Genomic DNA, 24,099 nt, shown 5'->3' with positions numbered 1-24,099 from the left:
TGGTGGAGGAGGTGGTGGCTGAGGGCTCGTCAGCCGACGGGGGCCACGGACACGCCCGTCGTGGGGCGGGCCGTGAGGGTGTCGGGGCCGGACATCAGGATGGAGCGCTGCAGCTTGGCGAGCGCGGGGGACGGTTCGAGGCCGAGGGTGCGCACCAGGGTGGCGCGCAGGCGCTGGTAGGCGTCGAGCGCCTCGCCGCGGCGCCCTGAGCGGTACAGCGCGAGCATGTACTGGCCGCACAGGCTCTCGTGGGTGGGGTACCGGTTGACCAGCACGGTCAGTTCGGCGAGCAGCTCACGGTGCCGGCCGAGCCGCAGGTCCGCTTCGACGCGCTGGTCGAGCGCGCACAGCCGGCTCTCCTCCAGCCGCTTGACCTCGGTCTGCAGATGAGGACCCGTGTGGACGTCGGCGAGCGCGGGCCCGGTCCACAGTTCGAGCGCCTCGCGCAGCAGACGGGCGGCCTGGGGGTAGTCCTCGGCGTCCATGGCCCGGTACCCGGAGCCGGCGAGCCGCTCGAACTCCCGCACGTCGCTCGTGCCGTCGCCGCCCTTGAGCAGATAGCCACCGGGCACGGTCAGCAGCACGTCCTTGGCCTGGCAGCGCTTTCCGGCGTCGTCCCCGGGGCCGTTCTCCAGGGCGGCCGTGATGAGTTCGCGCAACTGCAGAATGTAGGTCTGCAAGGTGGCGCGGGAGCTGCGCGGGGGCTTGCTCCCCCACAGCTCCTCGGACAGGGCGCCCACCGCGACGACCTGGCCGGCGCGCAGCGCCAGCAGGGCGAGCACCTGGCGCGGTTTGGGCGCCGTAGGCGTGATGGACACCCCTTTGTGCCGTACGGCGAGTGTGCCGAGTACATCGATGTCCACGCCGTCTCCCCCGTTCCCGTGCGGTCTGCAGCGTTTCCCTAGCACCTCGAGTAAAAAACAGCGCGTGCGGTATGTCAATGCCAAACCGGGAAACCTGCTTGCTCTCCATCCGCACCCGAGGATCGCTCAATTGACCGGACCAACGCCCCGGAAGAAGCCGGGCAAACGGGACAATCAACAGAAGAGTGCCGGTAGCGCCGGGGTATTTGACCCAGCCATTACCAGACCGTGCATGCTGTTTTACTGGAGAGACCCCTGTGTCCGCGTCTCGTCCGACACTGACACGAGCACACGCTCGGGAACAGCCGCCAACCGCGGCATGATGAAGGACCAGAACTGCGCCATGCGGTCGGCCGAGAGCCAGTCGTCGTCCGCCGCCGAGACCAGCTCCATGCCGACGGTCGCCGCCACGATGGTGGTCGTCGCGTCATCCGGCGAGACCCCGTCCGCCAGTTCGCCCGCGCGCTGCGCTTGCAGGACCAGGTCGCGCACACAGTCGTGCCACCAGCCCAGCATGGCCGCACGGCCCTTCCGGGAGGGGTCACCGCTGAGTTTGAAGCCGGCCCTGACCACCGGGTCGTCGGCGACGGCCAGCAACAGGCCGGACATCACGGACATGAGCGACTGCAAGGACGTCCCTGCCGCGTCACGGCAGCGCTCGGCCAGCTTCTCGACCGAGTCCGCGGCCGCCGACTCCACCTCGGTGGCCAGGGCGTCCTTGCTGGCGAAGTGGAAGTGGAGAGCGCCGGCGCTGACCCCTGCGCGCCTGCTGATCGCCGGAAGGGAAGCGAGGGCGTACCCGTCGGCGGCGAACACCTCGGCCGCCGCACGGATCAGGGACTGGCGCGTCCGTGCCGCCCGCACCTGCTTGACCATCACACCCTCCTCCTCAGCGCGCGGAGACCTGAGGCGCTCATACGCCTGCCCCGGACCGGAACAACCACGCGGATCTTAACAAACCGCACGCTTGGTACATTTTTGATCGTCGGCGTTGTTCCTGGTCGGGCGGATGTGACCGGCGGCTGCGCGGTGGCGCAGCGCGCTGGGGATCCTGCTTCGCTCCTGCTTCTGGGCAGCCTTCCCAGAACATACGCAGCTTAATGAACCTGCCACGCGGTTTTCCGGTCCGCCCAGCGCGCTCCGCCGATGTTCAAGCGGTTCCTCGGCCACGCACAAGGCACAAAGCGGCGGGACTCCGTCCGCCCCGGTGCGGGGGCGGACGGAGTCCCGCCGCCGGCCTCGCCTGCGCGTCAGTCCTGCGGGTCCAGCAGCACCGGCAGGGCACGGTAGGAGTTCATCAGGAAGCTGGACATCGGCTCCAGCTCCTGCGGAGCGCAGGCGAGCCGCATCCGGGGAAAGCGCTCGAAGAGCGCCGCGAAGGCTCCGGTCGCCTCCACCTCGGCGAGCGGCGCGCCCATGCAGCGGTGCGCGCCGTGCCCGAAACCGAGCGTGTCGCGCTCGGGGCGCAGCACGTCGAACCGGTCGGCGTCCGGGCCGTAGCGCTCGGGGTCCAGGCCGCCCGCGGCGAAGTTGACCAGGATGGGGTCGCCCTTGCGGATGAGGACCCCGTCCAGGTCGATGTCCTCCACCGCGAACCGCATCGGCGAGTAGGCGCCGGGAGTGTGCACCCGCATCGTCTCGGCCGACACGTCCTGCCAGCCGGCCCGGCCGGCACGCACGTGCTCCAGCTGGTCCGGGTGGCTCAGCAGCGCGCCCACGGCGTTGGTGATCAGCGCTGCGGTGGTGTCCTGTCCACCGGCGATCATCAGGAAGAGCGTGCCGAGCAGTTCCGCCTCGCTCAGGCGGTCGTCCTGGTCCCGGGCCGCGATGAGCGAACTGGTCAGGTCGTCCCCGGGCTCGGCCCGCTTGTCCTGCACCAGCTGCGACAGCAGCATGAAGGCCTGTATGCGCGCGGCCTCTATCTCCTGTCCGGGCAGGGTGGTGCTGAAGACCTTGTGCAGAGCGACGCACAGGGCGTCCGTCGGTCCTCCCTGCGGGACTCCGAACAGCTCGCAGATCACCCGCATGGGCAGTATCTCGGCGAAGGCCGTCCGCAGATCGACCGGGGTGTCGGCCGGGAGGGCGGCCAGGCCGTCGACGAGTTCGGCCGTGATCTCGGCGACCCGGGGGCGCATGGCCTCGGTGCGGCGCGCGGTGAAGGCCCCGGCGACCAGCCGGCGCAGCCGCGCATGACTCTCCCCGTAGGCGAACAGCATGTTCTCGTTCGCCACCCACGGGTACAGCGGCCACTCCTCGGTGATACGGCCCTCGATGAAGTCGGGCCAGTGCAGACGGGCGTCCTTGGAGACGCGAGAGTCGGTCAGCAGCCGCTCCACGTACCGCTGTCCGACCACGGCCCAGGCGATCACACCGCCGGGCAGCTGGACCTGGACGGCGGGTCCCTGCGCCCGCAGCATGGCGGCTTCCCCCGCCAGGTCACGCCCGGTCACGTCCAGGGCATAAGGACACACAGCAGCCGTATTCATCGTCGTACTCCCCGGGTCGGTCTTGCACAGATGGCACCTTGCCCAGGGGAGGGGTCCCCCGCCCTCCCCTCCGGGGACGTACGCGGTCACGCCCCCGACGACTGTTCAGTTGTAGCTCCGCTCCCGCCGGTTGTCAGCCGGCGGCCGGGACCTTCTCGGCGGCCTCACGCAGCCGCAGTGCCTCCGCGTACACCCGGGCACCCCGGTCGGCGGCCGTGTCGAGCTGCATGAGCACCGCGGGGACCGCGATGCTCGCCACCAGGTGACGCTGAAGGTCCGACACCCGCTCCGGCAGGTCGGCATGATTCGACATGATCTTGGACAGCATCTGCACGCCGGTGAACGCCCCGACGAACATCCGTGCCGTCGCCGCGACATCCACGTGCGGCAGCAGCTCGCCGTTCTCCTTCGCCTTGCCGAGGATCTCGATGTTGTGCTCGATCCACCCGCTCATCGGCACCCTTCGGTCCAGGCCGTCGCTCGGGGCCCCCTGCTCGACCGTCAGGCGGATGCTGCCCTGCACCAACGGATCCCCCTCCGACAGCAGATGGGCGAGCAGGAAGGCTTCGTCGATGCCCTGCTGGAGCATCAGTTCCTGCGGCGGCGGGGGCGGGATCGACGCCAGCTGGCCGGCCAGCACCGCCTGCGCCAGCTCCTCCTTGGAGGCGAAGTGGAAGTACAGCGCCCCCTTGGTGACGTTGGCCCGGTGGAGGATCTCCGAGATCGTCGCCGCCTCGTAGCCCACCTCGGCGAAGACTCCAGCAGCAGCTACGAGGATGGCCCGCCTCGTCCTGATGGCCCGTTCCTGCAACGCCACGGCCCTCACCTCCGCTATCGGCTCGGTGACGGTTACTTTCCGGGAAGAAAATAAACCGACAGGTTTGTATCTTGCCATCCCCCAGCCATGCGATCAACTGTGACGGAGAAGATCAGCCGCACATGCCCCGTTTGTCGGCAATGCCGTCGGCTCGTCGGGTGACCAGGGAAGAAGAAAACCTCACGCGCGGTATTTGACGTTGTTTCCCATAGCGCATGCCACTGCGGATAGTCCGGATTGCGCTCTGCAGAATGGGATATTCCGCTACGCAACACCAGGCAGATGCCTCAAGGATCCTCTGCCAACGGCTCGCGCTTTGCCATTTTTTGGCTTGATAAGAAAACCGGTAGGTCCGTATCTTCTGGGTCCTGCACATCCCTACTCGGATCTGCGAACTGACGGGGGAGAGGGACATGGCCCTTCTGACAACCCAGCCGTGCATACAGACCGCCGCTTCCGGCGATGCCACGGCGTCTCAGCCACCGCTAACCGGCCTGCCGGGCGACCACCCGAGGACTGACCATCTCCGGGCCGGCCGGCTGGACGATCTGAACGCGATCGAGACGCTCGCCCTCGAGGAACTCGGCAGCATCGACGCCACGCCCGCTCAGGACATGGCCCGGCTGCTCTTCGGCGAGGGCGGCGAGCGCGAGCGGGTCCACGAGCGGTGGCGCCGGCTGATCCGCAACGAAACGTTTCGTCACCGTCCGGGCCGCTCACCTGCCCAACAGACGGTTCAGTCCTACGAGTGGCTGCGGCTGGTGAACGACGCCATCGGGGAGCCCGAGAGCCTCGCCACCGACCCGAGCCTGCTGGCGAGCCTGCACGAGTGGGCCGCGATCGTGGACGGCGGCGGGGGCCTGTGCACGGTGGCGAGCATCCACTACAACCTTTTCCTCGGCAGTCTCCTCGACCATGAGCCGTCGGAGCACCGGGATCTGTCCGAGTTCACGTCCATGCGACGCATCGGCACGTTCCTGTGCACCGAACTCGACCACGGCAATGACGCCGCCGCGCTGGAGACCACCGCCGAACTCGACCCGTTCACCGGCGGGTTCGTCCTGCACACCCCGCACTCCGGGGCGCAGAAGTTCATGCCCAACACCAGCACCACCGGCGGGCCCAAGACCGCCGTGGTCGCGGCCCGCCTCATCACGAACGGTCAGGACCAGGGCGTGTACCTGTTCCTGACCCCACTGAGCGACGAGCACGGCCTGCTGCCGGGCATCCGGGTACGTCGGCTGCCCATGCGGCCAGGCGCTCCGGTCGACCACTGCCTGACCGCCTTCAACCGGGTACGGCTGCCGCGCGAGGCGCTCCTGGAGGCCGAGCACGGCCGCCTCGGCCACGACGGCGTCCTCACCAGCACCCTGGGCAACCGCCGCAAGCGATTCCTGCGTTCGATCGGCCGGGTCACCGTGGGCAAGATATGCATGAGCGGTGCGGCCGTCGGCGCCTCCAGGGCCGCGCTGGCCATCGCCGTCCGCTACGGCGAGCACCGCCGTGTGACCGGTCCCAAGGCGGGCCAGCGCATCCCGGTCAACGCCCACCGCACCCATCACGGCCGCCTGCTGAAGTCGCTGGCCACGGCGTATGCGATGACCTTCCTGCACCGGTCGGCCGTCACCGCGTGGACTCGGCACACAGACGAGACGCGCGAGGAGGCGGAGCGCCTGGTGGCCGTCGCCAAGGGATGGATCACCTGGCAGGCCCGCGCCATCACCACCGAGTGCCGTGAACGCTGCGGCGCCCAGGGCCTGTTCGCGGTCAACGCGCTGGCCGGCTTCCCGGACTACGTCGAGGGCACCGTGACCGCCGAGGGCGACAACCTGGTGATCTGGGCCAAGGCGGCGGCGGAGCTGCTCTTCGCCACCGCGGCCACCGGGTCCCGGACCGCCGCGCGGACCGGCCCACGGGAACTGACCAACCCCCGCTTCCTGCGCTCCCTGCTGGCACAGGCCGAGGCGATCTGGCAGAGGCGGGCGCGGGCCGCGCTGCGCCGTGGGCCCGCCAAGGATCCGGTGGCCCGCTGGAACAGGGCGTCGTCACCGGCCCTGGAGATGGTCTCCGTGCACGCCGGGCTGCGGGCCGCCGACGCCTTCCTGGAAGCGGCGGAGCGGGTGACGCAGCCCGAGACACGGCAGCTGCTGGACGGGCTGTGCCTGCTGTTCCTGCTGGAGCAGATCCGCAGCCACACCGGCGACCTGCTGATGGACGCTCACATGAGTGCCGAGCAGGTCGGCGAACTGCCGTTCGTCATCGACACGGTCGTCGACGGCCTCGCTCCGCGCATGAGGACGCTCGTCGACGCCTTCGACCTGCCCGAGGAGTACCTGGCCGCCATCCCGATCGCCAACGGCGGCCGGGTTCCGCTCGCCGACTACGCGGACATCGCCGAATAAGCCCACGGAACGCCCGGGGGAGCAATAACCCGCTCCCCCGCACGGTTGTCGTTCTCGGTGCCGGGTGTGGCTTCGGGCCCACCCGGCACCGGTCTGTCCCCGTACCGCCGCGCAGGCCGTCTACAGCGGCGACGACACCGCCCCGCCCTCCGACCGCTCCGTCTTGCGCCCCTTGCTCCCCGGCGCCAGCGTGCGCGGATCGACGGCCTCGGCGGGCGCCCCGGTGGCGTACAGCCCGTCGGGGACGGTGTCCCGGTCGTGCGGCAGCAGCCAGAACACCCGGCGCCGGAAGGTGCCCGACGAGCGCGACGGCTTGGCCTTCGGGCCGAGCAGCGCGTAGCCGACCATGCGGCCGTCGCGGTGGTAGGCGGGCCTGCCCCGGCGGGACGGGAGCCGGTCCAGGCTCTGGCGGACGTAGTCCAGGGCGCTGATGTCCTCGAGCCAGACGAGGTCGACCTCGTGGACGATCTCGTCCTCGGCTATGAGGGCACTCATACTGACTCCTCGTCGGCGGCCAACCCGATGCCCGGATAGTACTTGCGCTGGTTGGACAGGATCATTTCCTTCGGCGACGCCAGTCCCACCACCTCCCGGACCCGTGCGGCGAAGGACCGGGACGACACGGCCGGGGCGCCCTCATTCTGGCACCAGGTCCGGTAGGCCGCGTAGAGACCGGCCTGTTCGGCCCTCAGGCCCGGCTCGCGCCGGCAGGACTCGCCGAGGAAGCGCCCGATGTGGTCCTCGGTCTCCGCGTACGCCGTGGTGGCGATGCGCACGGCCTCCGGGCCCAGCAGGTCCCGCTCGCCGTTCAGGTAGCGCCGGGCGCCGGTGACGAGCCAGTTGAGGATGCCGGCCCCTTCCTCCGTCACGAGGATGTCGGCCAGGTTGTCGACCTTGCGGTGGTCGGGGACGACCCGCTCGAACGGGATCAGCCGCATCCGCCGCCAGAACGCGAACCCGCCCGTGCCCACCTCGGGCCGGTGGTTGCCCAGCAGCCACAGCTTGTGCGTCGGCTGGAAGCTGAAGAAGTCCTGCCGCATCCGCCGTGCCTTGATGCGGTCGCCGCCGGTCAGCAGCTTCACCCGGGCCTCGTCGAACCGGTCCCCCGGCTTGACCTCGCTGCACACGATGACCCGGCGCCCGTGCAGCTCGGCCAGGTCGGTGGGGTGTCCCTCGTAGGGGCGGGCCATGAGGAACCCGGGCGGGGCCGCGTCCGCGTAGTCGCCGACGAGCTTCATCACCACGTCCAGCAGCACCGACTTGCCGTTCTTGCCGGAGCCGAACAGGAAGGGCATCACCTGGCCGCCGACGTCGCCGGTGATGGAGTAGCCCAGCAGCAGATGCAGGAAGTCGATCATCTCCCGGCCCTCGGGGCCCTCCCCGAAGGTGTCGGTGAGGAACCGGTCCCAGCGCGGTGTCGGCATGGGTTCGGGCGTGGCGGTGGTGGAGCGGGAGTGGAAGTCCTTGTTCGGGTCCGGCACGCGCTTGAGCCCGGTGCGCAGGTCGACGATGCCGCCGGGGGTGCACAGCGCGTACGGATCGGCGTCCAGCAGCGCGGCGTTGAGCACCATGCCGGGCGCCGACTTGGCCTGGGTGAGCATCGCGTTCATCCCGCTGGTGCTCAGCGCGCGCCGGCGGTGCTGCTGCAGGGCGGTCGTGCTGTGCACGCCCCGCGGGTCGGTGGTGGCGAGGGACTCCGCCAGGTCGCCCGCGGCCCAGAGCACGGTGTCGTCCTCGTCGATCTGCCAGCGGGTGCTGTCCCACCGGAACCAGCCGAGCCCCGGCACGTGCCGGTAGTCGTTGGCGTACAGGCTGACGAAGAGTTTGGCGTTGCCGCGGTCGCTGAGGGTGTCCGGCAGCAGCCCGTCGGGCGTCGCCTCCGCGGCGGCTCTGGAGCCGTTGTGGCCCTTCATACGGCCCTCAGGGGCGCTGTGGACGCTGTGGGCCTGTGCGGGGGCCTGGGGGCGGCTGTGCGCCTCTGGACGTGCCTGGGGCACGCTCTGGGCCAGGATCTGCGCGGCGACCTCCCCTGCGTCGAAGAGGGCGTTGTCGTGGCCGCTCTTCACGGGCGGCCTCCCGGGGTCAGCGGGCGGGTGCGGCCCGCGCTCAGCCCGCCGCGGATGACGGCGCCGTAGCGCCGCTCCTGCCCGGGGCGCGCCTGTCCGGCCGCCTCCCGCAGGACCCGCTCGGCCTCGGCCTCGGCCAGCAGCCCCGCGGCGACGAGCCCGCCGGCGGTGTACGCGGCCCGGTTGAGCTTCTCGGTGAACCCCGCGCCCTCCGGTACGGCGGCGCAGGCGGCCACCTCCGCCAGCAGCGGGGCCAGCGCCCGGCTTCCGGCGCTGCGGCCGCCCGAGGCGGCCAGGACGGCCTGCCGGGCCCGCGGCGGCACCGGCCGGGGCGTGGGCACGTCGACGGGCGGCAGATGGCCGGTGCGCTGAAGCTCGCGCGCCAGCCAGGCGGGCAGCGGCGCGGGCTCGCGCGCCGTGCCCACGGCCTCGTACGTCCCCGCCTCGGTCACGGTGCCCGGAGCGACGATGTACCCGCCGTGCGCCCGTACGTCGACCTGCCAGGCCAGGGCCCTGCCGCCGCCCGAGCCGGAGGAGCACTGCCAGCGGTGGCCACCCAGGGCGCGGTACCACACGTGCAGGCCGCCCGAGGGCGTGCGCACGCGCAGGGTCGTCTCGTCGTCGGCGGGGGAGGCCGCACCGCGCAGGGCGGCCAGCACCCCGATCGTGTGGAAGCCGTTGGCGAGCCCGGTCAGGTCGACGGTCTCGGCGATGTCGATGCCGGGCAGCAGGCGGTCCCGGCCGGGCAGTTGCCGGGGGTGGGCGTCGATGTCGATCACGACCAGTCCCGCGGGCCCGCAGGCGACCCCGACGCCGAACTCCGGGTGGGCGCGCCACCACTGCTCGATACGGGCGAAGTCCAGCGTGGCGGCCCGGAATCCGTGGCACCAGCGACCGGCGGCAGAGCAGCGGCACCCCCGGTGGGTGTGCCCGGGCTCACGGCAGGCCGCGCAGTTGCCCGCCGGCGTCTTGCGTCCCGGCGCCAGCGGATGGACCGGCCAGCCACGGCCCGCGCACCACCGGGCGATGGCCAGGGACCGCGGGACGCCCGGTACGGCGGGAGCGGGCCGCGGTGAGTCGCTGCGTAAAACCCGCAGCTCATCGGCCATGTGTTTCCCCCGTCAGCGACCGAAGCGACTCAACAACAGGCACAGAGTAGCGAAGCAGCGATAAAGCCGGGGTCATGGGAACGAAGAATCGATTCCGACCGCCCGGAGGGCGGCCAGCGACCGAAACAGCGACTCAAAGCGACTGAAAACCCGTTGCCCTATACATCGGTCGCTGCTTCAGTCGCTGTCGAAACCGCAGGTCACAGACCATACAGCCCTCAATTAGCGACTCAAGCGACTCAAGTTCCGTACATATAACGCGCACACGCGCGCACGCACACACGCGAATGTCTCCATATACCCGATCCTTGAGTCGCTTCAGTCGCTGTTCGGCCCGAAAACCCAGCCTGACCAGGCCTTTTACCTAGCGACTGAGCAGCGACTCAACAGCGACCGACCCGGGTTTCGGTCGCTGTTCTTCAGTCGCTGTCCCTCCGCCGCCGTCCTTGAGTCGCTGCCCGCGCAGCGACCGGAGCGACTCAAGCGACTCTGGACCGAACCTGGATGACCGTTTCTTCACCGGGGCGTCTCACCCGCACCAGCGACCGAAGCGACGGAAGCGACCGACCGGCCGTATCCACCGCGTGCCGGGCCTCCCCGGCTCCCCCCGGCCTCCCGGGCGGGCCACGGGCGCGCCACCCGGAAACCCGCGCGCGCCCCGGCTGCGCCGGGCGTCGGGGCAACGGGGGCGGACCACCGGGAGCCGGAGCAACAGCGGTCCTCGGCCGTCACCCGCTTCCGGGCCGCCGCGCAGCTCCCTGGACTGCGCAGCCCCGGGATCCCACCACCCCGGACACCACCCCCGTCCGGGCCTTCCCCGTGGGCGGCACCCTCACCCCTCGTCGGCCACCGCCTCCCGCTCCCGCCACTCGGCGACCCCGCAGGCGATGGCGACTCCGGCGGGGTTGTTGGTGCTGATCCGGGTGAGAGGGAGGCCGTCCGGGCGCTGCAGGTACAGCCAGTGGACGGTGGCGCCGTGGCTGTGCTGGCCGTAGCTGGAGGTCTCCGTCCGCTCGGTGACGCGCACCTCCGGCCAGGTCATGGCATGGGTCTCGGTCCGGCCCCGGGTGACGACGATGCCCCGGTCGAAGACATACAGGCGCAGGTCGCGGTGGGTGAGCCGGCCCTCGGTCCGCAGCGCGGCCGCCGGGATGGCGACGACCAGGGCGAGCAGGACCCCGGCCAGGGCCGTCAGACCGGCGCCGTGCGTGGCGCCGAGCAGGCCGAGCCCGGCGATCAGACAGCCCAGGGCCGGGAACACCGACACGCAGCCGAGCCCGGTGAGCCGGCTGCCGATGTGCACCGCGTGCGTCCGCTCCCCCAACCCGCGTTCCTCTGCCGCCCGTTCGGCTCTGTGCAGCGCCTCCGCGTCCGCCTCGGAGCTGAGCGTGCCCCCGGACCATCGCCCGCCTCCCCCTCCCCGTACCGGCCCCGTGACAGGTTCTTCTCCACCACGGCCGTCACTCAATCGAAGGACATGCTCGGCGGGACGGCGTGTCGCACTGGACGCGTATGCCCGTGGAACACCTCTCCTCGACCTCCCCCCGGCACGCGACACGATGTGCGATCCGCAAGCGATCCGGCGATAGAAGCGATGCGTGACTGGGATAGGGTGCGGCCCGGGAGGTGAGCCGCGTGCCCACTCAGGACGAGCTGTTCAGCGCCGTCGACGCGCTGCTGGAGGAAGTCGCCCAGAACGACCTGCCGGCACCCGCCGAACGCAGGCGCCTGCGCGAGGCCGCCGGGCTCAGCCAGGCCCAGGTCGCGGCCGCGCTCGCGACCCGCCGGGAGACGGTCGCGAGCTGGGAGTCGGGCAGGAACGAGCCCCGGCCGCCGCAACGGGCCGCCTACGCCCGCTTCCTGGACAAGCTGGCCGAACGCTTCCCGGCCCCGCCGGAGCCGGCCCCTGAGACAGCCGGCGCCCGGATGGAGGGACCAGCCCCGCTCGAGCCGTCCCCGCAGACCCCCACTCCTCCCCCGGCGTCCGAGAACCCCCAGCCCTCGCAAGCCCACCAGCCCTCGGAGCGCCATCAGTCCCTGGAGGACCACCAGCCCCGCGAGGCGACGGCCCCCCTCCCCCCGCAGCCGGACACCCGGGCCACGGCGAACGCCGCGCCCGAGCCGCCCCGGCGAACCGCGACGAGGCCCACGACCACCCCCCGGCCGAGATCGGCGTCGAGGCCCGCGCCGAGGAAGCCGTCCAGGACGACGCCGTCCAAGACCCCGGCAGCCTCGGACACCACGGCCGAGGCCGCCGCCGCCCGCTTCGAGAACGGCCCCCTCGCCGTCGTCGACCTCGACGGCGACCAGGTGGTGGCCTACTGCGTGGGCGGCCTCGTCCTGGACGTGCCCGCCAAGAGCCTCCCGGCGCTGGTGGACTGGACGCTGACCGAGGCCCGCCTCGGCCAGGCCCGGCTGCACCGGCACGGCCGCGACGCCGACCCCGTCCTCGTCCTCACCTCCGCCGCCCTGGAGCGCTACGGCCTGCCCGTCACCCTCTCCCCCGAGGAACGCCGTGCCGGACGGCTGCAGGACAGCCACAAGGTCGTCAAGCAGGTCAAGAAGGCCGGTCTGCAGCTGACCCAGCTCGGCTTCGGCCCGTGGGCCCGCCTCTACCGCGATCCCGAGGGCGCCCGCCGCCGCTGCGTCCAGCTGTGCATCCCGTCCTGGGGCGCGCTGCCCGTCGAGGAGTGGGACGACAGGAACGACCCCCGCCTGCCCACCATGCCGGCCGCCGACCTCGCACGCTTCCTCGGCACCTACGCGGAGCGGGTCATGACCCCGCGCGGCACCACGGCCGTCACCGGGCTCGAGCTGATGACGGCCCTGCGCCCGCCCACGCGAGCCGAGAAGGACCCGGACACCGGCGAGTTCCGGCAGGCCTTCAACGCCGACGCCCTCACCGGGGTGTACGACGTGGTGGAGTGCGAGGTGCCGGACGAGCACCCGCTGCTCAAGGGCCGGTTCGCCCGCCACCACCAGCGCACCCCGGCCGAGATGCTGCTGGAGGAGCCGTACGACTGGTGCCGGGAACTCACCGACGACGAGTGCATGCAGCCGTATCTGGTCGCCATCGACGTCAACATGGCGTTCGCGGCGGCCGCCAACGGCCTGACCGTCGGGCTGAACGGGCCGACCCACCTCACCGGCAACCCGCCCTTCGACCCCGCGCTGCCCGGCTCCTGGCTGGTCGACCTCTCCCACGTCGACCTCTCCCGGGTCGAGGTCGGCGGCCGCACGCTGGACGCCGACCGGCTCCCGTCGCCGTTCACCCCGAGGGGCGAGCGGCCCGAGGGACCGGCCTGGTACGCCACACCGACCGTGGCGTACGCGGTGGAACTCGGCTTCGAGGTCGCGCCGATCGAGGCGTACGTCCGCACCCGCACCGGCCGCTATCTGGACCCCTGGTACAAGCGGCTGCGCGACGCCTACATCGCCACCATGGCCGACCTCGGGGTGAGCACCGGCATGGCGGGCGAGGAGTTCCTGGAGGCCATGGCCCGCTCCCGGCACGCCGATCCGACGCTGGCCCTGGTGCTCAAGGCCATCAAGGCGACGGCCAAGGGCGGCATCGGCAAGCTGCGTCAGCGCAACCGGGGCCAGGTCCCGTACTACGAGCCCTGGCCGGCGCTGGCCCGCCCCACCTGGCGCCCCGACATCCGCGCCGCCGTTCTGGCGACGGTCCGGGTCAGCATGCACCGCAAGATCATGAAGACGGCGGCCGCCACGGACCGCTACCCCGTCGCCATCGGCACCGACGCCCTCGTCTACCCCTCCCCCGGCCCCAGCCCGCTGGACTTCCTGCCGTACACCCCCGATGGCAAGCCGGTGCCGGGCACGTTCCGGCTGGGCGTCAGCCCCGGCATGATCAAGCACCAGGGCACCCAGACCGTGCTGTGGGCGGAGGAACAGTTCGAGCAGCACGGCGGGGTGTTCAACATCGCCAACCACATCAAGAACGACGGCACCGCCGCCGAAGGGGAGTAGCCGGTCATGGACTCGGTAGGGGACAGCCTGGACCGCGCGCTGGAGCAGGCGTTCACCCGCCCCATCCCCAAGAGCGCACCGGCCCGGATGAGGTTCCTCGTCAAACAGCTCAAGGGCACCAGGCCGGTCGCCGAACTGCTGGGCATCTCCCAGCGCACGGTGGAACGGTACGTGGTCGACCAGTTGAAGCAGCCCCGCCCCGAACTCGCCGCCCGCCTGGAGCGCGAGGTCCGCCGCCGCTGGCAGCCGCAGGTCCGGGCCCGCGCCAAGCAGAGGGCCGCCACCACCGACGGCCTGGTCTTCACCACCCGGGCCAGGTTCGGCTTCACCGCCGCCCCCGGCACCACCGACGACGCCCGCATCCGCGACATCACCCAGGCCCTCCCGCCCCGCTGGGCCGAGCGCCTCTTCCAGGCCCGAGACGCCGGAGCCACCGAGGACCAACTCCTGCAGATCGCGGCGGAAGGCCTCGGAGAGATGTACTTCCGAGCCGACAACACCCGAGCCCAGGGCCTGGACGTCCAGTTCACCGACGTCGACCAGATCGACATCTCCCTGTAGCCGCCTGCGCCTCACCGACGAGGACCGACCTATTACGCCGTAATAGCCCTCGCCCTCCGCCTCCCTCCCCTCAGCCCCGCCCTGGCACCACCGAGCCGGCCCCCATGCCCGTCCACCGCCGCCGCGCCCGGCTCACTGCCCCCTATTACGGCGTAATAGCTCTCCGGCTCCCCCACCCACCGACCCGGCCCGCCGAACATCGATCGGCTCCCCGGCACCTATTACGCCGTAATAGCTCTCCCTTACGGCGTGACAGCCTCGCCTACGCCGTCCCGCTCGACTGTGCCTGCCAGCGCCTGAGGCCGTCGTGGGCTGCCCGTGTCCCTGGGTGGTTCGGGCCCAGTCGTCGCCGGCAGTCCTCGTACAGCTCCGCGAACATACGAGCGGCCACCGCTGTGTCGCCTGCGGTTCCCAGCGACTCCCCGAGATTGGCCCGGGTGGCCAGGGTGTCGGGATGGGCTGAGCCCAGCAGCCGCTCCTGGTCGTCCAGCAGTTCGGCGTATGCCGTCGCGGCCCCGGCGGCGTCGCCCGCCCTTCTCCTCATGGCGGCGAGCCTGCCGCGGACAGTCAGGACGTACGGATGGTCGGGCCTCAGCACCCGCAGGCACGCGTTCAGCAGGTCGGCCAGGACGCTGACCCCGCCGTCGGCGTTGCCCGTCGCGGCTCGCCAGAAGGCCAGGTTGGTGCAGACGGCCAGGGGCCGAGGGTGTTCCGAGCCCAGAATGCGAAGCGAGTCGGCAGCGAGTCCGGCGAAGGTGCTCTCCGCGAGGACCGCGTTCCCCGCCTGCCTCAGCCAATAAGCGGTGTTGGCACGGGCGCCCAGGGTCTCGAGGTGGTCAGGACCCAGAACCCGTTCCACGCCGCGCAGCAACGCGGCGAAGGCGCTCACGGCGCCGTCCGCATCCCCCGACATGCCTGTCATCTGCGCGAGGTTGGCGCGGGCGGCGAAGGTGTCGCGATGGTCGGGACCAAGAGTGCGTGAGCGAGGCTGCCATCTGTCCGCTCGCCCCAAGACTGCTGCCGGTACGGAAGAGCACTTCATCGGCGTCGGGGCGGAACAGGGCGGTCCCGGCGAGGTGCTGAAGCACCTGGGCGTTGTCGCGCAAAGCGCGGTCGAGCGCGACGTCGCGCTCGACCGCGAGCCAGGCTGCGATCAGGGCATCGGCGGCGACGCGAGCGAGGCTGTCCTGCTGCTGCGAGGACAGGGTCTCGCGGACCGAGCGTTGGATCAGGCTGTGGATGCGTACGGCCCGATGGGGCGCGTCGGGGGTGTGGTCGACCAGGTTCAGGCGGTGCAGAGCCCGCAGAGCGGCGACCGACTCGTCGGCGCTCACCCTGGTGGGTTCCCGGTGGTGCCCGGAGGCGTTCGGACTCGTGCGGTGCTCGGCGTACGCGAGGGCGGGTTCGCCGGCCAGGGCGGTTGCGGGGATCACTTACTGGAAGTGCCCGCCCGCCGCTGCAGGAACCCCAGCGGCCTCGCACGTGGCGCGGGCCGGCGCCGCTCCCCGTCGGCCTATTACGGCGTAATAGCCCGGCACCGCCCTGCGAGCTATTACGCCGTAATAGCTCGCAGACAACAAGGGACGGGCCGGCCGCCCCCAAGGCAACCGGCCCGTCGCTGTTCCCGCAGTGCTCACTCGCCCTGCACGGCAGCCTCCTCGGCGAAGGACTGCGCCAGTTCGGCGAGCCGGGCGGGGTTCCGCTCCCGCCCCTTCTTGCACAGGTACCGGAGCAGGTCGAAGAAGGTGTCGTCGTTGTCGATGTTCCGGTCCAGGAGCATGGCGAGGGGCCCCGGCTCGTCGTACGGCACCCGGCGCGGATGGGAGCCGCCCGACGCATCCGCCTCCGCATCGGCGACGGACGTCTCCGCCCGCGGCTCGGGCACCTCGGCTGCACCAGCGGCCGGCGCAGACGCCCCCGCTGCTCCCGCCGCCGGAGCTTCCGACTTGGCTCCCCCTATTACGCCGTAATAGCCCTCGGCCTTCGCCGCCCGCCGACCGGAAGCGGCAGCACCGGCTCGCTCCCTCGGTTCCGCCGTTGCGGCCGGGCCGGGTTCCTCGCCTCCTATTACGCCGTAATAGCTCCCCGACTCCCCCGCTCGCCGGCCCGACCCGGTGCCCCCGGCCGGTTCCGCCTGCCCGGCCCCCGCCGCCGTGCCAGGATCGCCGTCTCCTCTTACGCCGTAATAGCCCTCCCGCTCAGCCGGCCGCTCCGACGCGGTGGGCGCAGCGCTCTCGCCTCCGCTCGCCTTCTGCCGCCCGCGCCGCTCCTCCTCCCGGCGCGCCCGCTCCTGCTTGAGCTCCTGGAGCGCGGCCTCCTGCTCAGCGGCCGGCTTGTTGGCCACCGCGCGCAGCAGATCGATCGGCTCCTCGCCGATACGGCGCTGCAGTTCGGGAGTGAGATTGAGCAGGGCCAGCCGCTGCGACACCCACCCCTGCGAGCGGTGGAGCCGCTTGGACAGGGCGGTCTGGCTGCCGTGGATGGCCAGCAGGCGCCGCAGCGCCCGCGCCTCGTCGAGCTCCCCGAGATCGCTGCGGTGGATGTTGGCGACGAGCGCGGACTCCAGGAGTTCCTCGGAGTTGGTGCCCTGGTCGTCGCTGACCATCACCTTGACGGCTGGGAGCCCTGCCTCGCGGGCGGCGGCGAGCCGGCTGCTGCCGTCGATGACGACATGCGTGGTGTCGGGCTCGAGGTCGGCCTCACGCTCGGGGTTGGCCTTGATGTAGGCGTCACGGTTCATGACCGTGATCGCCTGCTTCTGCCCGTGCGTCTTCAGGCTGCCCGCGAGATCGGTCAGGTCACCGAGACTGGACCGGGGGTTGTCGGGGTTGAGGCTGATGCGGTGCGGCGGAAGCTCGGTGGGCGGGGCGACCCCCTCGGTGGGCACCCCGGTGGCGGCGGCCACGGCCTGGCGGCGCGCGCTGACCGAGCGCACTCCCCCGCCGAAACGGCCGGCTCCCAGCTGGTCGGCCTTGCTCATACGATCTCCCGGGCCAGTGCGCGCATCCCGATCGCCTGCTGCGACTTGGGTGCGTAGGACAGCAGCGGCCGCTTCATCCGGACCGCTTCCTTCTGCTCCTTGAGGTCGCCGATGAGTCCGACGACCCGGGGATCCTTTATGTCCACCCAGCCCTGCAGCGAGGAGGTGGCGATGAAGCCGCGCCGCGAGTCGTACAGGTTGACGACGATGCCCAGGTAGTCGATGTCGACCTGCAAGTCACCGCGCAGGTCGTCGATCTGGGTGGTGAGCAGCTCGTAGGCGTCCGCCGAGCTGTCCTCGGCCTGGACGACGATCAGCGCACCGGACTGACCGGGCTTCTCCCCGTCGCGCCGGCGGCCGTAGTACGCGGCGGCGTCCATGCTCAGGCCGAGGCTCGGCGGGCAGTCGACGAGAATCACGTCGTAGTCGGCCTCGAGCGGGGCGAGGGCTCGTTCCAGTGCCGCCTCCCTGGCGCGCACCGCGGACAGACGCACATCGAGCAGGAAAGCGTCGTTGCAGGCGGGCAGCAGATGGAGCCGCCCGCCGAAGGTCTCGTCGTCGATGGAGACGATGAGATCGCGCAGGTCGCCCTTGGGGTCGCCCGCCATGTGGTTGGTCAGGCTGTCGCCGTTCATCGGCAGGGGAGTGGCCCCGAGCTGGTTGGTCAGGTGGCACTGCGGGTCGAAGTCGACCAGCAGGACCCGCATCCCGAGCCCCGGCAGGTTCTCCACGCTGAGCGGGTCGTCGCCGCCCGGCACCTCGCTGCCCGGCACCTCGTCGTCGGACGCCTCGCTCGCCCGCAGGGCCTCGGTGAGCGCCTTGGCCACCCGCACCGCGTGCAGGCGCTCGGTGTCCTCGGCGAGCGCCTCGCCGAGGCCCGCCGTGATCGCGGTCTTGCCGACACCGCCCTTCTGGTTGCACACGATGATGCGGCGGGTGATCTCGGGCCGCTCCACGTGCGGCGCGGGATTGGAGTCGAGCCACAACTGCACCGACTGCGCCAGGCCCTGGATCAGCGAGACCCGGCGCTCGGTCGCGACCTGCCGGAACTCGTCCCACTGGCCGGGCGGCAGGAAGGTGGAGAACGAGTCGGCACGCGAGGTGTCGACGGCCGGGGGAGTGGAGGCGAGCGTGCACCAGTCCCGGATGCCCTGCTCGACGGCCGCCTGGATCTCGATCCCGTGCTGGGCGGCTCTGACCTTGAGGTTCTGCCGGAGCCATCCCGGCAGCTTGGAGACGACCTTCTCGCGGTCGCTGGAATTGGCTGGCGAACTCATGGACGACACCTTACTAACGTCCAAGATCTTTGGAAGCACCGACACGTTAGTTGCTTCAGTCTGACGGGGTGTAAGGCACCGTGCCGACGCCCCCAGTGTCGGTCCTGGAGCTCTTACGCCGTAACAGCCCACGCCCAGAAGTCTCCTGCCGTACCGCCCGTTCCCGGGTGCGGGTCACAGCCCCCCACGGGCATCCGCCGTTTCCCGGTGCAGCTCCGTGAACGGACCCGGACGTGGCTGAGCAGCGTGGTACCAGGGGCCTTCGCCGGCCCCTGGACCCCGCTGCCCCGGCACTTCCCGGCGCGCATCCGTTTCGTCGTGGCCCGGACCGTGCGCGCCGGGAAGCACCGGGTTCGTGTACGCGCGGCTCCGTCGTCGAGCAGGACTCGAGCGGTCCGAGGTCCGCTGTCGAGCGAGGCCTGTCCGGGGCGACTTGTCGTGGGCTGAGGTCGGTCGGGCGGTTGGGGGGAGTGTGACCGGCAGACCCTGGTACGTCGCAACAGCCCGGCCAGTCATTACGGCGTACTAGCCCACCGATTCCACTCCCGCCTCCCCGGACGGGTCGCCCGCCGGATACCGAGGTAAGAGAGCGCACCCGCCATTGCGGCTCTGACCTGCGTAAACACATCGAACAACCCAGATCGGGAGAACTGGCAGGCAGTTCCGCCAATCGTGCACGGCGCTCCACGGATCGTGGTGCCCAGATCCCTCGGACGTACCACCCGGTCTCAGGAACCGCACACCACGTTTCCAGGAACTGGCACCCGGTTCAGAAGAACTGCCACCACGACTGTAGGAACCGGGTACCACGATCCTGCAGACGTACCAGATTGACGTCACGTACATGAGTCGACCGCTCGGAGCAGTCCTGAGTGCACGAGGAGACCTTGACGGAGCGACAGGCGACACGGCCGACAGGCGGAGTTGATTGACTTCATGCTCATGTACGTTAAGTTCATCTGGTCGGCCTCACGGTCGTCCCTCATGAACCACCAATCACCCCCCTTCCACGGAGGGCCCGTTGGGAGCAGTACGCAGACTGGTCGACGCCGATACCGGCGAGCCGGTCCCCTATGCGCCGTATGCCTTCTCCGGCCGGCACACACAGGTCGACAAGGCACGAGTCGAGGCGATCACCGAGTCCAAGGCGTTCACGCCCAGCCAGAAGTTCCTCGTCCTGTGGTGGATCGGGGTCTCGCCCGAGGGCATGGAACCGCTGCGGGCCACCGGAGCGGACATCGCCAAACGCGTGGGCATGTCCCCGGATGCCGTAGGAAAAATCAACAGGAAGCTGGCCAAACACCGCATCCTGGTGATCCGAGGACGCATCGGCAACTACAACTTCTACCGGATCAGCCCGTACATTGCCTTTCACGGCACAGGGATCGAACAGCGTGAAGCCGTGAAGACGTGCAACCCGCCGGACATCCCAGGATTCGACGAGAATGCCCCTGCACGGTGGGAGGCCCAGTGATCAGCACCGACGACAAGCAGAAGAACCTGGAACTGCTTGAGAAGACGGCCGGCATGAGCGCCAACCAGCGTCTCGTCGTCATGCTGTACGCCCTGCACCCGACCGACCGGTCCGGCGCCGTCCTCGAAACCGCGGCCAACCTGGCCAAGCTCGTCGGCATGGCGCCACCCGTCTTCTCCCGCACCCGTAAGCAGGTCATCGAGGCCGGCTGGCTCGAGGAGACCGAGAGAATCGGGCACATCAAGTACTACCGCCTCGACCCCAAGCGCATGGGGGAGAACGTCGTCGTCCCGCTGCGCCGCGCGACCTGACGATCGCAGGAGCGCACCTCATTGACGTCACGTACATGAGGTGCGCTCGTCAGGACGTCTCGCTTGCCCCGAACGCAAGGACGACGGCCGCCGGGCACGCACACGTACGGTCTCGGCCGCCATGGGGCGGCCGAGACCGTATCGCTGCGCTCTGCACTTGCGGAGAGGGCAGGATTCGAACCTGCGTGGACCCTCGCAGGAGTCCGACTCCGGGCTTGCCGCCCTGGTCCCCGATCAGCCACTCCGGGCACCTCTCCTCGCTCCCGGCCCCGCGGTCTTCCCGCGGTGCCGTTCACGTGTTTCACGATGCCAGGCCGGACTGACGCTCCTCTGACGCGCCGCTGACCGGTCGTACGCATCACCTGCGTAGGCCGTCAGCTATTACGCCGTAATAGCGCCGATCTCCATTACGGCGTAATAGCCGCCGACCGCAGCACGATGACCGGGGGATCGGGCGGCCGCCGACCAGACTGGCCAATTGTTGCTCAAAGTAACGGCACTGTACTGTCCCGGCTGACATCATCAGCTCTACTCGCGGCAGCTCTCGACGAAAGGTGCGCCGGCGAGAGGACCGGGCGCCGGTGCGACATGCCGAAGCGAGGACTGCTCGCTCATCGCACGCTGACGACGGTCCAGCCTGTTCGTGGGACGTCTTGGGGGCGCCGTCGATGAGTTGGGTTCACCACGCCTGGTTAGTGGACTACGCCTTACCGGCCTGCGTGAGCGCGGCCATCGCCTGGGTCGGCCTGGTGCGCGAGTTCGCAGGCAAGGGACGGCTGCTCGGCAGCTGGGCCTCGTCCGCCCTGACGCTCCTCGTGCTGGCGATGATGGCTGCGGTGGCAGCCGGCGCGGTGGCCCTCCTGCCGCACGCGGCGTCGATTCCTCCCGTGATCGCGGGCGCGGCGACGGGCGCCACCGCGCTGCCCCGGCGCAAGCAGGAGGAGACGGCACAGCCGTACGTCAAGTTCATGACGCTGGGCATCGCCCTGGTCAGGGAACGGCTGGTACAGCGCGTCCACCTGGACGCCTGCACCTGGTCGGACCGCTTCCTCGACGGCATCGAAACGTCCACCCAGCTCAGGGTGTTCGTCCACGACCTCAAGCTGTACCTGCTGGAACGGCACCCGCTCGCCGCCGACACCAAAACGATCAACGCCATCTACGCGGACGCCGAGAAGGCGATCGACGTGGCACTGGACGTGCAGACCAGCATCGACGAGGCATGCCGCGAAGGTGAGGTCACCTGGCAGCGCGACCCCACCCTTGAGGAGCTCATCGCCCGGCGCCAGGCGTTCGGCACCGCACTCGCCGAGTGCGGACACCTCCTGCGCTTCGCCTACGTCCACGGCCGCCGCAGCCAGAACGAAGAACTCCGCGCCCTGCGCGCGAAGGCCACAACCAACGACGCATTCCACAGCCCGGGGCTGCCCCCGCAGCGCCGCTGGTACGACCGATGGCTGGCCCGCGGACGATAGGCGGACGACGAAGCACGGCGACGGGTCGGCTTTGAGACAGAAACGGCGGCGGTACGGACGCTCAGTGGTGTGCCGGGAACCCCGCGCTTCTGGTGGCAGATGCGCCCGTGCTGCCACTGGCTGCCGCCTGCGGCCGGGGACAGAAGGTGATCTGGACGTCGGCGTCCAGCGCCTCCGCTACGGCGGCGAGGGTCCGCACCGTGAGATTCGCATCCCCGGACATGATCTGGCTGACACGACCCGGACTGACGCCCATCGCCTTCGCCAGATCGGAGCGGCTCTTGCCCAGCCCCGCCAGTACGCCGGCCAGCGAGGCCGTGGCCTGCCTCGCCACCCGTGCCGCAGCTAACTCGGTCCGGCTCTCGTCACGAGCAAAAATGCCCACGTCTCACTCCCCCAACTCACATGGTGGTAGCGCCTGTTACCACTCCCTCAGAATGCCACCTTTAGCTATGGCTAAAAACTCGATTGGTGAAAAATCTACCCCCCACGCCCTGCCCCCCAGGGGCTGACCTGCGGAAACCCCGCAACGAGACTGACGCAAAGTCACCCTCTCGGACCACCAGCGGCCGCATGCTCTGCACTCCATCCGCCGGTGAGCTGGCGGCGCGCGGTGACGAGGAGCCAGGTGTTCCCCAGGAGCGTGCACAGCAGGACGACTGATGGCAGGGGTACGGCCCGGCAGGAGGCGCTCGGGCAAGGGTTGACCTGTGGCTGCTCCAGGCCGGACAGGCCGACGTAGGTGCCGCGTGGCGCAGGGCGGCATGGTGCCGCATGAGCACGTCTGCGTAGTCGGCCGGTGCGATCTCTGATCCCACAGATTCGTAGTAGGTCCACAGCGAGATGGCGAAGGCATCACGCACATAGACTCGCGGGGCGACCCGAGGCTCGAGCTCGGCCACCGGGGCGTCGACCTCGGCGAGACGGCAAGCCCCCTCTACTTCGCACTCAGAACCAGCCAGGTGCGCCAAGGGAGCGACCCGAGCCAGTACATCGCACGGGACCAGGCGCAGCACGACGTAGTCGAGTTGTTGATGACGATCACATCGTCGACCCGGAGACCCAGCTCCGCAGTGGTCGTCCGTCCTGCCTCGACTGCGCGACGGAGTTCCAATGGCCCCCTACCGTCCCCTCATCTCCAGGCCCCATTGCTGCTTTCCACCGACACAATCACGGCACCCATCTCGACGCGTCCGCACCGGCTGGACAGCGACCCAAGCGACTGAACACCCGACACAGGCCGTTGGCTTCCTAGCCGGCCGCCGCACTGGTGACCGAGGTCCTGCCCACGGCACCGACCGGGGCGACGGTCTCGTCGCCCCAACGGCGGCTGTCCCGAAGGCGCCGCGCCGCTGCCCGCGACCGCCTCGTCCGCCGAGTCCTTCGGCCGACACGTGGTCATGGACCAGTGCGATGCGGAAGAAACCCCCTAGTGATCAATCTGCGCGATGTGCCTTCGTGGCACGGTCCGGACCGAGAGACCGTCTTACGTGATCGAGCGAACCTGACCGACCCGGATGGCCTTGGCCACTTCGCTCAGGTCGTTGTTCAGCTGGTGATCGCGTCCGGGCAGCCGGTGCACCTGAGCCTGTGGAATTGCGCGGGCATAGAGGTCGGCATGCAGCGGTGGGGCGGTCTCGTCCTCGAGTCCGTGGAACACATGCACCTGCGCGCCGCGCGGCAGCCTGGCGCCGAGATCGCTGGGCAGCTCGAACTCGGTGCCTGGCCAGCCGCCCTGGCCGACGAACGGAGCAGAGAGCAGCACGATCGCTGCAAGCCTGCGCTCCGGCGGCTGCTCGGCGAGTGTATGGATGAGGATCGTCCCGCCCACCGAATGGCCGGCCACGACCGCGTAGTCCTCGAGGTCCGCCATCTCATGCCGGATCGCCGGGCTCCACCGGGCGTAACTCGGGTCGCCCTCGTCGGGCATACGCGGGTAGCGGACCTCCTGCTCGTCCCCGAGCTCTCGCCTCAAGCTGTCGACCAGTTTGTCGTCCCATTCGTCGTGCGCGCCTGCTCCGCCGCCCTGGATGAACAAGACCTGCTGAGTCCCTGTCATGGCGATCGTCCCTCGTACGGTCGTAGAACCCGGCTTTTACCCGCTGCTGGCCGGTGTCAGCCCTGGGCGGAATGGGGGTACGTCTGGTCGAGCGTCACGACGGTCTTGCCATGCCCCGCCAGGAACCCGGCTATCGCTCCAGCGGAACTCCGAAGATCCCACCGGAGGCGCCGCGGCACGCGGCTCAGCCGGTTGTTGATCAAGGGGTGTCGGCCTTTGCCTCCGATACCTG

20 protein-coding genes, 1 tRNA gene and 1 pseudogene are annotated in these 24,099 nt (G+C 70.3%); 6 read left to right on the top strand and 16 right to left on the bottom strand.

The genetic code is table 11. The annotated features are described in order from the left end of the window. Nucleotides 1-29 precede the first annotated feature (29 nt). From OG956_RS39010 to OG956_RS38995, 4 genes are all read right to left on the bottom strand, one after another. Nucleotides 30-863, bottom strand: a complete 834-nt coding sequence (locus OG956_RS39010; protein WP_330343093.1) for an AfsR/SARP family transcriptional regulator — start codon at nucleotides 861-863, stop codon at nucleotides 30-32. Between the two features lie 240 nt (nucleotides 864-1,103). Then, nucleotides 1,104-1,739 (bottom strand): ScbR family autoregulator-binding transcription factor, encoded by a 636-nt coding sequence (locus OG956_RS39005; protein WP_330343092.1) that lies wholly within the window; start codon nucleotides 1,737-1,739, stop codon nucleotides 1,104-1,106. A gap of 374 nt (nucleotides 1,740-2,113) precedes the next feature. Then, entirely contained in the window at nucleotides 2,114-3,313 is a 1,200-nt protein-coding gene (locus OG956_RS39000; protein WP_330343091.1) for a cytochrome P450 family protein, read from the bottom strand. Between the two features lie 169 nt (nucleotides 3,314-3,482). Further along, a complete protein-coding gene (locus OG956_RS38995) occupies nucleotides 3,483-4,166 on the bottom strand; it encodes a ScbR family autoregulator-binding transcription factor (protein ID WP_330343090.1) in 684 nt (227 codons plus the stop codon). A gap of 413 nt (nucleotides 4,167-4,579) precedes the next feature. On the opposite strand from OG956_RS38995, the gene OG956_RS38990 reads away from it, so the two are divergent. After that, nucleotides 4,580-6,568, top strand: coding sequence for an acyl-CoA dehydrogenase family protein (locus OG956_RS38990; RefSeq protein WP_330343089.1), 1,989 nt, complete (start codon nucleotides 4,580-4,582; stop codon nucleotides 6,566-6,568). 120 nt (nucleotides 6,569-6,688) lie between these two features. Here OG956_RS38990 and OG956_RS38985 read toward each other — a convergent pair whose 3' ends face one another. The 4 genes from OG956_RS38985 to OG956_RS38970 form a co-directional block, all read right to left on the bottom strand. Next, entirely contained in the window at nucleotides 6,689-7,063 is a 375-nt protein-coding gene (locus tag OG956_RS38985) for a DUF6009 family protein (RefSeq protein ID WP_330343088.1), read from the bottom strand. Then, the gene (locus OG956_RS38980; protein ID WP_330343293.1) at nucleotides 7,060-8,481 is read right to left on the bottom strand and encodes a DNA primase family protein; all 1,422 of its coding nucleotides are present in this window, start codon (nucleotides 8,479-8,481) and stop codon (nucleotides 7,060-7,062) included. Before OG956_RS38980 ends, OG956_RS38985 begins: the two co-directional genes overlap by 4 nt. Before the next feature lie 149 nt (nucleotides 8,482-8,630). Then, nucleotides 8,631-9,743 carry a bifunctional DNA primase/polymerase gene (locus OG956_RS38975; RefSeq protein ID WP_330343087.1) on the bottom strand — a complete coding sequence of 371 codons (1,113 nt, stop codon included), beginning with the start codon at nucleotides 9,741-9,743 and terminating at the stop codon, nucleotides 8,631-8,633. A gap of 832 nt (nucleotides 9,744-10,575) precedes the next feature. Continuing rightward, the gene (locus OG956_RS38970) at nucleotides 10,576-11,067 is read right to left on the bottom strand and encodes a hypothetical protein (RefSeq protein WP_330343086.1); all 492 of its coding nucleotides are present in this window, start codon (nucleotides 11,065-11,067) and stop codon (nucleotides 10,576-10,578) included. 311 nt (nucleotides 11,068-11,378) lie between these two features. Between OG956_RS38970 and tap the strand changes: the two genes are divergently transcribed. Both tap and tpg read left to right on the top strand, forming a co-directional pair. Beyond that, entirely contained in the window at nucleotides 11,379-13,730 is a 2,352-nt protein-coding gene (tap, locus tag OG956_RS38965; protein WP_330343085.1) for a telomere-associated protein Tap, read from the top strand. Between the two features lie 6 nt (nucleotides 13,731-13,736). Further along, on the top strand, nucleotides 13,737-14,291 hold the full coding sequence (gene tpg, locus OG956_RS38960) for a telomere-protecting terminal protein Tpg (protein WP_330343084.1): 555 nt from the start codon (nucleotides 13,737-13,739) through the stop codon (nucleotides 14,289-14,291). Nucleotides 14,292-14,553: 262 nt separating this feature from the next. On the opposite strand, the gene OG956_RS38955 is transcribed toward tpg, so the two are convergent. From OG956_RS38955 to OG956_RS38940, 4 genes are all read right to left on the bottom strand, one after another. After that, the gene (locus OG956_RS38955) at nucleotides 14,554-15,213 is read right to left on the bottom strand and encodes a tetratricopeptide repeat protein (RefSeq protein WP_330343083.1); all 660 of its coding nucleotides are present in this window, start codon (nucleotides 15,211-15,213) and stop codon (nucleotides 14,554-14,556) included. Then, nucleotides 15,128-15,625, bottom strand: coding sequence for a hypothetical protein (locus tag OG956_RS38950; protein WP_330343082.1), 498 nt, complete (start codon nucleotides 15,623-15,625; stop codon nucleotides 15,128-15,130). The genes OG956_RS38955 and OG956_RS38950 overlap by 86 nt, the downstream gene beginning before the upstream one ends. Before the next feature lie 299 nt (nucleotides 15,626-15,924). Then, the gene (locus OG956_RS38945; RefSeq protein ID WP_330343081.1) at nucleotides 15,925-17,271 is read right to left on the bottom strand and encodes a ParB/RepB/Spo0J family partition protein; all 1,347 of its coding nucleotides are present in this window, start codon (nucleotides 17,269-17,271) and stop codon (nucleotides 15,925-15,927) included. After that, nucleotides 17,268-18,548 carry an AAA family ATPase gene (locus OG956_RS38940; protein WP_330343080.1) on the bottom strand — a complete coding sequence of 427 codons (1,281 nt, stop codon included), beginning with the start codon at nucleotides 18,546-18,548 and terminating at the stop codon, nucleotides 17,268-17,270. Before OG956_RS38940 ends, OG956_RS38945 begins: the two co-directional genes overlap by 4 nt. A 1,021-nt stretch (nucleotides 18,549-19,569) precedes the next feature. Between OG956_RS38940 and OG956_RS38935 the strand changes: the two genes are divergently transcribed. Both OG956_RS38935 and OG956_RS38930 read left to right on the top strand, forming a co-directional pair. Then, nucleotides 19,570-20,022 carry a MarR family transcriptional regulator gene (locus tag OG956_RS38935; RefSeq protein WP_330343079.1) on the top strand — a complete coding sequence of 151 codons (453 nt, stop codon included), beginning with the start codon at nucleotides 19,570-19,572 and terminating at the stop codon, nucleotides 20,020-20,022. After that, nucleotides 20,022-20,333 carry a replication initiation protein, RepL2 gene (locus OG956_RS38930; protein WP_330343292.1) on the top strand — a complete coding sequence of 104 codons (312 nt, stop codon included), beginning with the start codon at nucleotides 20,022-20,024 and terminating at the stop codon, nucleotides 20,331-20,333. The genes OG956_RS38935 and OG956_RS38930 overlap by 1 nt, the downstream gene beginning before the upstream one ends. 160 nt (nucleotides 20,334-20,493) lie before the next feature. On the opposite strand, the gene OG956_RS38925 is transcribed toward OG956_RS38930, so the two are convergent. Next, nucleotides 20,494-20,590: transfer RNA gene (locus tag OG956_RS38925), tRNA-Cys, on the bottom strand. A gap of 438 nt (nucleotides 20,591-21,028) precedes the next feature. Between OG956_RS38925 and OG956_RS38920 the strand changes: the two genes are divergently transcribed. Next, entirely contained in the window at nucleotides 21,029-21,808 is a 780-nt protein-coding gene (locus OG956_RS38920) for a hypothetical protein (RefSeq protein ID WP_330343078.1), read from the top strand. A gap of 61 nt (nucleotides 21,809-21,869) precedes the next feature. Here the strand turns inward: OG956_RS38920 and OG956_RS38915 are convergent, their stop codons facing one another. From OG956_RS38915 to OG956_RS38905, 3 genes and pseudogenes are all read right to left on the bottom strand, one after another. Further along, nucleotides 21,870-22,193, bottom strand: coding sequence for a helix-turn-helix domain-containing protein (locus OG956_RS38915; RefSeq protein ID WP_330343077.1), 324 nt, complete (start codon nucleotides 22,191-22,193; stop codon nucleotides 21,870-21,872). 367 nt (nucleotides 22,194-22,560) lie between these two features. Then, nucleotides 22,561-22,922 (bottom strand): annotated as a pseudogene (locus tag OG956_RS38910) (aminoglycoside phosphotransferase family protein); the annotation flags it as partial. Nucleotides 22,923-23,294: 372 nt separating this feature from the next. Next, entirely contained in the window at nucleotides 23,295-23,867 is a 573-nt protein-coding gene (locus OG956_RS38905) for an alpha/beta fold hydrolase (RefSeq protein WP_330343076.1), read from the bottom strand. Nucleotides 23,868-24,099: the final 232 nt, after the last annotated feature.

Origin of the sequence: Streptomyces sp. NBC_00557 (assembly GCF_036345995.1) — a bacterium.
Taxonomy (GTDB): domain Bacteria; phylum Actinomycetota; class Actinomycetes; order Streptomycetales; family Streptomycetaceae; genus Streptomyces.
Note: the sequence above shows the minus strand (reverse complement) of the source record. Positions and strands in the feature narration are given on the sequence as shown.